The 6,989-nt window shown below is 35.3% G+C and carries 6 protein-coding genes and 1 pseudogene; all 7 read right to left on the reverse strand.

All coding sequences use genetic code 11. The annotated features are described in order from the left end of the window. Positions 1–25 precede the first annotated feature (25 nt). Positions 26–1,243 (reverse strand): hypothetical protein, encoded by a 1,218-nt coding sequence (locus ACN5L8_RS02165; protein WP_120404898.1) that lies wholly within the window; start codon positions 1,241–1,243, stop codon positions 26–28. 111 nt (positions 1,244–1,354) lie between these two features. Beyond that, a complete protein-coding gene (locus tag ACN5L8_RS02170; RefSeq protein ID WP_419172178.1) occupies positions 1,355–3,271 on the reverse strand; it encodes a hypothetical protein in 1,917 nt (638 codons plus the stop codon). Positions 3,272–3,361: 90 nt separating this feature from the next. Continuing rightward, the gene (locus ACN5L8_RS02175; protein ID WP_115362965.1) at positions 3,362–3,781 is read right to left on the reverse strand and encodes a hypothetical protein; all 420 of its coding nucleotides are present in this window, start codon (positions 3,779–3,781) and stop codon (positions 3,362–3,364) included. A 73-nt stretch (positions 3,782–3,854) separates the two neighbouring features. Continuing rightward, positions 3,855–4,916, reverse strand: coding sequence for a hypothetical protein (locus tag ACN5L8_RS02180; RefSeq protein WP_419172179.1), 1,062 nt, complete (start codon positions 4,914–4,916; stop codon positions 3,855–3,857). A gap of 2 nt (positions 4,917–4,918) precedes the next feature. Further along, positions 4,919–5,818, reverse strand: a complete 900-nt coding sequence (locus ACN5L8_RS02185; RefSeq protein WP_115362969.1) for a LysR family transcriptional regulator — start codon at positions 5,816–5,818, stop codon at positions 4,919–4,921. 87 nt (positions 5,819–5,905) lie between these two features. Then, positions 5,906–6,421, reverse strand: coding sequence for a hypothetical protein (locus ACN5L8_RS02190; RefSeq protein WP_419172180.1), 516 nt, complete (start codon positions 6,419–6,421; stop codon positions 5,906–5,908). A gap of 325 nt (positions 6,422–6,746) precedes the next feature. Then, positions 6,747–6,989 (reverse strand): annotated as a pseudogene (gene fusA, locus ACN5L8_RS02195) (elongation factor G); the annotation flags it as partial.

A 6,989-nucleotide genomic window follows, 5' to 3' on the forward strand; every position in this document is an offset into this window, starting at 1 on the left:
GGCCCACAAAGTGGGCCTTTATTTTTTATAAACTAGATGAAAATGGATTGATGTATTGAGACTTTAATTCTTCTTTCATAAATGCATTATCATTCATTTCAAAGTAACCAACTAGAGCACCTTCAGTGATTTGTTGAGTTTTATAGTAAGACTTAATAAATGCATCCACATTATCCTTAATAATGGCCGGTAATGGAACAAAGCTAAGTCCAAGTCCAGCAAGCGTTAGAACAGCTCTAAGTCTTTTCACACGCCCAGGTCTATCATATGAGTAAGCAACAGCTGGAGACCTATCAAAAGTATGATTTCCATCGAATAGATTCACAATTACACGCTCACCATCAAGAGTTACTTCTTGGAAGCTGTAATTTAATCTCTCACCTACTTCAGTGTATTTTGAATTATATTGTCTGAAACGGTTTGTTGCCATTCTAAACTGTGAATAAAAGTTTGAAGTACCATATCTTGGCCAGTTAAGCTTAGCACTACTTGACTCCCAAAATGCGATCCAATCGATTCGAGACTCATAAATTGAAGAATAAATCAGATCAACTTCTTCCTTAGTTAGTCCTAGTGCACTTGCATCAGCAAATTCTAAGTAATGAAGCATTAAGTTTTGATGGTAGTGTCTTCTTGTACGAAAAAGCTTTTCTGCTTCAGTAATTACATAAAAAGCAGTATTAAGCGCAGGAACACTAGATAGTCTCTTTCTCGCTTGATTTAAGGCCCATGAAACAACTTTATAAGTTACATTCTTACGATAGAAGAATGTAGAATTATCTGGCTTTGCAATAATTGTTGGATCAATGTAATAAAATGCATCCTTAAGCTTTGCTTGGAATTCTTCCATTAATTCTTTGAATTTTGGGTTTGCAAAAATTTCTTGAAAATTGATTCCTTCAAATGCTCTCATTGAACGTACAACTCTCTTTACATTCTTTTGAGTTTGAAAATCATTTCCTAGAAAACCATTACCTGTTACAAATAGACCTTCGACTTCTGCTTCGTAATTTCCAGTAAGACCAGATTGTGCCATTAAAGCCTGTTCGTTAAGAATAGAGTTCTTAACGTAATCAATATAGTCTTGAAAACGAAATTTTTTGCGTATCGAAAGATCCCTTACGGCAACGATCTTACCTTGGTCATCTCTTTCAAATGAAAATCTGTCATGAAACTTTTGCAGATTTGCTGCTAGAACATTACTAGATAAAAATAGCATCAATGCTAATATTAGATTTCTCATTATCTTCCTCCATGAAAATATCCTTTTATTTTAAAGGCTCTCGGAAAATAAATCATAAGATGTAAGAAAAGAAGAGAATGTTTCTAAATTAGTGTAGTAATAAGGAAGGTTTTATTTTTTACTGGCAGTATCTTCAAGGCTTTGCATAAGTTTTTCATCTTCTGTTAGCTCTTTTTCTTGTGTTTCTTGGGCAGATGATTTCTCCTCATCTGATTCGCTGTCGGCAGATGCTACCGCCTCAGCTTCTAAGCGGGCCTTCTCTTTTTCTTCAATAAATCGCTTATTTGCCTCTTGTTGCTCTTGAGCTTCTTTTTCTCTTTCGTCTTTTTTGTGTTGAGTATAAACATCATTTACAAATTGACGAAGACGCATTTTTTCCTTTTCGCCAATAGCATGAATTAACCCATGATACTTATAGGTGTCACCTTCTTTAACGCTCAGTTTTCCTTCTTGAGGGACAATCTTAACGGCTAAGTTGAAAGGATGGGTTAAATAATAATTTCCATATCCAACTTCTTCTTTAGTAGTAAAAAAACAAGTGGATTCTGATATTTCCACCAGACTCGCATCACGAATAATGAGAGCATGGCTCATTTCATCTTTTTTACTAACAAAGTATTTAGGTGGGTCAAAATATGTCTTATTAACTTTTGCATACTTCATAGGATCTTTCTTTCTTAATGCCGCAATTTTAGCATTAATATCTTGCTCTTCTTTTTGAAGTCTCTTCTCTTCTAATTGATGAATCATTTGTGCCAAGACGTTCATACCAATTTTATTCGGGTTTACTAGAGCATATTGATATGAGTACTTATCTTGAAATGATTTAGATGTATACTTTGTACAATTTAAAATAATTAAGTAAGGAGCATCGGCACCAAAGCTTTTTAATCTTGTAATTAATTCTGAAAAGATAGCATCTTGCCTTCTCTGGAAAGCCTCAAGCTTTTTAGCGGACTCAGAAAGACCTTCGACATCAACAGTCTTACCAGGCTCGTCTAAACTGAGAGGGTTGCTATTTTTCTTTTTATCGTCTTCATCTTCTGTATCAACAAATGTATCTTCATTAAAAGTTGGAAAAGAGTAAACGATAATATCAGGCATTATTCGCGTTATATTTTTAAATTCAGAATCAAACTTTTCATTTATTCTAAATACAAAATCATAAGTGTCTGGATGCTTCTTATTGTCTTCAAAATAACTCATATCAGGATCAACCATAAGAAGCTTCGTTCTTTTTCTTGATCCATACGAGGCATTTTCATTTACCCATTTCTTTAGACTCTTACCAAGTTTTAATTTCTTATTGAGCTCATCCTCTCTGAGGTCTTCGACATTTAAGCTGAAGCTTCCATCTTCTTTCTTTGCGGGATCGACATATAAATATTCTAAATCAAGCCAATATCTTGAACCGTAATAAATATCTTCACTTCCCGATTTTAAAACATTGAAATACTTCGTTGCCATATGATCTGAAGGTAGATGATGTTCCACTTCGATGAGTTTTCCTGATTCGATCTTATTTGCCGTTTCAACGTGCATTGAACTAAGGCCATAATAGCCAACTCGAGCAATTTCTTTCAATTTAATTGGAGCAGGCTTTTCTAAGGCCCCCATGGCAAACTCTTCAGATTCTGCTATTTCTGGATATTTAAACATAAAAGGGTGGTACACAATATCGTGAGTTTCAACACCTTTAACAAAAACAAAATCAAGATGATCTGATATGAGATTCATAACTTCTTTAACATTGGTTACGAGAGCAACAACTGGAACCATTGAAAAGAAATTGATTTTCTTTAAGAGCCTAGCAAGGTCTATACTTGCCTTGTCATTTTCCTTGATATCAATATAGACAACATTGGGAGCAAATTTGAAAAGCTCATAGATTGAATGATTGACTGTAGTTTCATCGACTTTTAGATCGATAAAATCAAATTGCTCTTTGTGGTAAGTATTGATAAATCGCTTCTTTAGGTCATCCCAGTAACCTAAATCATGGCCAAAGTAAGCGATTTTTTTAGACATTTATAACTCCAACAAAGACTTATTTAGTCTATTTTAGCATAAATTCATTTATCTATGTTAAATATTTGAAATTGTTGAAAGTTAAATTACCTACACTTCAAAGTCGTCATAATCCTGACCATAATATTCGTCAAATTCCTTAGTAAAGAACCTACGAACAAAGTATTGGCCAACACGAATTGTTGAGATAAAGCCAAAATTTTCCAGCTTCAATATTGACTGGTGAATTTCATCAAGTGAAATATTTAGCTTTTCAACAACTTCAGACATAGACATAAGTTGTGAGATACCATGAAGACGATATGGATTAGTCTTTGACCAAACCTTGCGGTATAGATACATGAGGATCACAATCTCAACTCGTGATAAACGGTAATTTACAAGAATATCGTCAAAGAAAACTTCTGGAATATCAGAAAACGTAGGAACAGGAAACGAATTCGCATCAAGCTTCGTCTCATTTACATCTCGATTCTTATGAGTTGCAATAATTGAATGAATGTCAACCATATTACCCCCACCGAAGTATTTTCCTTCTTCTATTATCTCATATATTAAGATTGAAAATCTAGTGGTATCTTATTTAGGCAAAAAGTGCCGTGGCCTTAGACGAATAGCTCTTAAATGTACTAATTCGTTCATCTTTTGACCTAGCAGAATCTAAGCTCTTATCTAGTTCAACTTTTAAGTCATAATACTTAAAACGATCATCCACTTTAATTTTAGATAGGGCCTCTAAGAATTCAAGCGCATCCTTATCTGAGATGGCCTTCTTTAAGCGGCAGAGATTTGCATAACGAGACCTTTTCATAGAAAGAAACTTAAATGGCCCTTCTTCTACTAAGCCTAAGTCAAAAAGCAGAAGCTCTTCATAAGATTTTGTCTCTGATAGCAACGATTGATTTTTAAAGTCTTTAATTGGCACAAGTTCACTAACAAGAGCGATATTGTAAGTAGAAACAACATTGACGAGATTATCGACAAAAGTCGCTGATGAATTACACTTTCTTATCTCATACTCAAAATAATATTGCGTAAGTTTTGATAGATTAAAGCGTTTATATGAATCACTTAACTGTAATTTAAAACCAGTGTTTACACTGAAACGAATTGCACGAAGAAGTCTTACTGGATCTTTAAAGAAATCATCATTTATATGTGAACATACCTTATTTGAAATTTCATCAAGGCCATTATACGGATCCACAATCGTTGCGCTTAATTCCTCTTCTAAATTAAACTCTAGTCCAATAGCATTAATACGAAGGTCACGTCTTTTAAAAGATTCAAGATAACTTAGTGTTGAATCAAAATGAGGTGTAAAATTCTTATGTGATAGTCCTCCATCAAACTCTTCAGTTCGAGGTGAAGACAATTCAATTTCATATTCAGGAAGTTTTATTCTAATGACACCCATGCCGATATACTCGGCCGAAGGAAAGCTAGATTTCAAGAAATCAATCCACTCCTCACCTTGCATATTATTAATATGTCTTATTTCAAAATCAAAATCGAGACTCTCCTTACCAATGGCCCAGTCTCTAACATAACCACCTACTAAGCAGAAGCGAAAACCTTTGCGATAATTCTCTTTAATGAATTCTCTTATTGATGCTGGAATATTATTAACATCAAACTCTTTCATGATTAAAGAAATGGATTCTGTTCTTTTGTTAGCATCTCTATTGTCTTTCTGATTCTAACTAGATCAGTCGCATCCTTGTGATATACAATATAGAAACGGTCATGGGACACTTCAAAGGCCTTTCCCAATGTTTCGATATCATCTTTATAATGCCAACGCTTTAGAACGTGATTTGGAACCACAGCAACTCCTAGTCCATTTTTTACGGCCTGGAGCATATTTCCATGTGAGTTCACAGAAAAGCGTGTGTTTACTTTCTTAGGTTTTTTTCCATACTTAGCAAGACACCAATTTTGATAGAGCTTATCACCTTGTTCAAATAAGACAGTAGGCATTCTTGTAAGCTCTTCTAGTGACGTGTTCTTTGTAATATTAAAAGGATTTCCCTTTGGAAAAACTAGAGTCACGGCCTCTTCACTTAGAAGAAGTTTTTCACCAGACTTCGGTACGGCCCCTTCAGGAAGTACTAGGAAGTCGATCTTATTTTCTTCAAAACTTCTAATTAAGTCTTCTTGGAACCCAAGAGAAATATGAATTGAAAGTCCATCTTCTTTAAGTGCAAAGTTCAGTAATTCTTGAGCAAGCCAAGACTTACCAACACCTGTTAAGGTACCAATGCGAATACGTCCTTTCATTTCGTCTTTATTATCTTTAATTTCAGTTAAGGCCTCATCCATTTCACCCAGAAAGTTTTGAGCTAGCTCATAGAGTCTCTCCCCTTCTTGAGTAAGAACAACTTTCTTTCCTGTCCTTTTAAAGGCCTTCACACCAATTTTATTCTCTAAATTCTTAACAGACTGAGAAATTGCTGATTGCGTTACATTCAAGTCCTCTGCTGCGCGTGAAAAGCTTTCAGCACGAGCTACGGCCACTAAAGTTTGTAATTGACTAGTTTCAAGCATAATTTAACCTTATCTTAAGTATAAGTTGAAGCTTATACCAAAACGCGAGTCTTGTAAACAAAATCTCTGTCTCCATAATGTAAATATCTAATAATTAAAAGTTACACCGATTGCGTGATTGGTAATTACAGGTGTAATGAGATTCATGAAGGATATTTGAAAGTCCCTCGACTTGTAAAGACTTATATTGGCCTCTACTCCTGCAATAGGAACAAAGTAGAACGAGCCAATTCTTGAAAAATAAGCACCTTCACTAAAATCAAAACCCTCTTCATCAAAGTGATAGAAACCGACAGTAGCATTAAATTCAAGATAACGATTGCGATAGAGGTTATAACTTTGTGTCACTCCCCAAATAGGCTCACAATACGAATTCTCACCTACAAGTAGTCCAGTGGACCAGTCATAGTCATAATTGATTCGTAGTGAATGGAGCTCATTATAAATAACGCCGCTGCCTTGAGATAACTCATTACACAGAGGCCTAGCATTAGCACCTGTTGGACGCTGGATATGAGGTGTGATGCCACCAAATATGTAGGTCATATCTAAGGCGCTAGCATTTAGGCTTGCAAGAATGAGTGTAACGATAAGTTTCTTCACACTTCTATAATAGCAATCTAAGTGCCAGAAATTTAACGGATTTATAACTAGATAGGTAGTCTAAATTCTGGCCACTGTTCAATAACTATACGACAGATTTCACATTGCGCCTGAGACAACAAAGCCGGGCGTGAACCCGGCTTGTTGAATTAAATTTGAATTTCAAACAGTGGGCGCTAGACTAGCGTCCCTTTTACTACGACAACCTTCCCATTGCTCCTGAAAAAAGAACGGCCGGTATAAACCGGCCGTCTTTATTGAAAATCTGAATTTCAAGCTCTGGGAGCAGATTAAAAATTCAATATGCTTTTGGGCATATTAATTTTTAATCCTCATTAGCAAGTTTCTCTTTACGTGCCTTCATAACTTCCTCTTGGATGTTAGATGGACAATCTAGGTAACGAGAAAATTCCATTGTGTATGATGCTTTACCTTGAGACATAGATCTTAGGTCATTTGAGTAACCAAACATTTCTGAAAGTGGTACCTCAGCATTGATGATAACTTCTCCACCTGGATCAGTTTCTGAACCTTGGATCATCCCTCTTCTTGAAGAAAGGTCACCAAT

It is taken from the genome of Halobacteriovorax sp. (assembly GCF_048381875.1).
Lineage (GTDB): Bacteria > Bdellovibrionota > Bacteriovoracia > Bacteriovoracales > Bacteriovoracaceae > Halobacteriovorax_A > Halobacteriovorax_A vibrionivorans.

Coding starts and splice junctions, on each gene's coding strand:
- ACN5L8_RS02175 (WP_115362965.1), bottom strand. CDS start 3,781: ATGGTTGACATTCATTCAATTATTGCAACTCATAAGAATCGAGATGTA.
- ACN5L8_RS02185 (WP_115362969.1), bottom strand. CDS start 5,818: ATGCTTGAAACTAGTCAATTACAAACTTTAGTGGCCGTAGCTCGTGCT.
- ACN5L8_RS02170 (WP_419172178.1), bottom strand. CDS start 3,271: ATGTCTAAAAAAATCGCTTACTTTGGCCATGATTTAGGTTACTGGGAT.
- ACN5L8_RS02165 (WP_120404898.1), bottom strand. CDS start 1,243: ATGAGAAATCTAATATTAGCATTGATGCTATTTTTATCTAGTAATGTT.
- ACN5L8_RS02180 (WP_419172179.1), bottom strand. CDS start 4,916: ATGAAAGAGTTTGATGTTAATAATATTCCAGCATCAATAAGAGAATTC.